At 53.4% G+C, this 1394-nt stretch carries 1 protein-coding gene; it reads left to right on the top strand.

Going from position 1 to position 1394, the window contains the following annotated elements; genetic code table 11:
• The first annotated feature begins 433 nt into the window (after positions 1-433).
• Positions 434-1207 carry a helix-turn-helix domain-containing protein gene (locus tag B7Z76_RS16280; protein ID WP_291345310.1) on the top strand — a complete coding sequence of 258 codons (774 nt, stop codon included), beginning with the start codon at positions 434-436 and terminating at the stop codon, positions 1205-1207.
• The last annotated feature ends 187 nt before the right edge of the window (positions 1208-1394 follow it).

The raw sequence follows: 1394 nt of genomic DNA, 5'->3' as shown, positions 1-1394 counted from the left end.
GCGACTCCCCCTTGCAAGCTAGGGCTTGCATTTTTGAGGGCTCTGAGGCATTTTGGCTGAGCGTTATTCGATTTCGTGACCACAGTTTGCCGCTGTCGGACACGGTTACAGCCAAAAACCTATGTCGTTTGCAGATCCCGTCCCTTGTGGGCGGGATTTTGCTTTTCTAGGTGTGTTTCGCGGTCATTCCTCCTGTGTCAAAGAAAAGCATAGCCCGCGACTCGCGCTGGCTAATCCGGGCACCTGCGATGATGGCTGCCGTGCTTGAATAGAGCAACGTCATCACGCGGTAAGCTTGGGTTTCGAGGAAGCGTCCTATGCGATGAGACAAGTTTACCCACTGTTTTGAATCGCAGGACATTGGTCGAGTCATGTGCGCGAATCGGGAAAACCGATGCGAACAGCAGATGTCAGGCATAAGGATCGGATGTGCATGGGCAAGCTGGAGGAGTCGGCAAAGATGCCGATACAGAGCCCTAAAAGGAGAACTGGCGAACTGTCGGCCATCGATGGCCGCTTGTTGAAAGCCCCTGAGCGATCCGTATTCGGGGACAATGTGAGAGCCGGCCGAAATGCGCTCGGTCTTTCGCTGACCGACATGGCGCATCTCATCGAGGCGGATCGCGCCTATATCGGTAAGGTTGAGCATGGAAAGATCAACGTTTCCATTGATCGCATGTCCTCGATCGCCGCTCTCTTTAACGTGCATCTCCATGAACTGTTGCAACCCGAATTTGCATTGAGCTATAAAAACATACGATCACATGACGAGGATGTAATTGCGTCCTCATGTTTAAGCCCATGTCTATCTCGACGTCCCGCTAGGCCCGGACACCTGGCTAGGAGATTCGAGTTCATCCTCTGCGATGTTCTCCTTAAGCATTTTGATACGCCGCTGGGCAGCTTGACGAACTGCCCGCGCGCAGAACTCAGCCAGAGATTCATTCGCCGTCAGATACCCGAGAAGTTCGGGATATACGTCCAACGAACGGATCGCGATCTCAAGCTCGACTGCTTCCCGCAAAAACTCCGATCGATCTTCTCGCTCTCGGAGCAGGTCCGAGATAGCCGCCAACGCGACCGTTGGCAGCAAAACGTTGATCGCCCGCGCATCCATTTTCCGACGTCCCATACGCCGATTGTAAGTATGCCGCGCCGATTCCTGCAAAAACATATCCTTTATGTGATATTTCGTATGATTTATTGACTAATATAGGTCGGTTTGGCAATATACAATTTATGAAAAATTACAGCATGGTAGCCAGATCGAGCCGGAAGGACGGGAAATGCTGATCACCCCGGCCCATTTCCTCGCTCTCGCGAATCGCTGCGCCCCCGAGGTCGCACCGGGCACGCTGGCGGCGGTTGCCAGCACCGAGTCGGGGTTCAACACT

This window comes from Acidiphilium sp. 20-67-58 (genome assembly GCF_002255515.1).
Classification (GTDB): domain Bacteria; phylum Pseudomonadota; class Alphaproteobacteria; order Acetobacterales; family Acetobacteraceae; genus Acidiphilium.
This window is presented reverse-complemented; position numbering and strand designations above follow the sequence as displayed.

Bases quoted from the DNA above. Each gene is read 5' to 3' on its own strand.
- B7Z76_RS16280 (WP_291345310.1), top strand. From the start codon at position 434: ATGGGCAAGCTGGAGGAGTCGGCAAAGATGCCGATACAGAGCCCTAAA.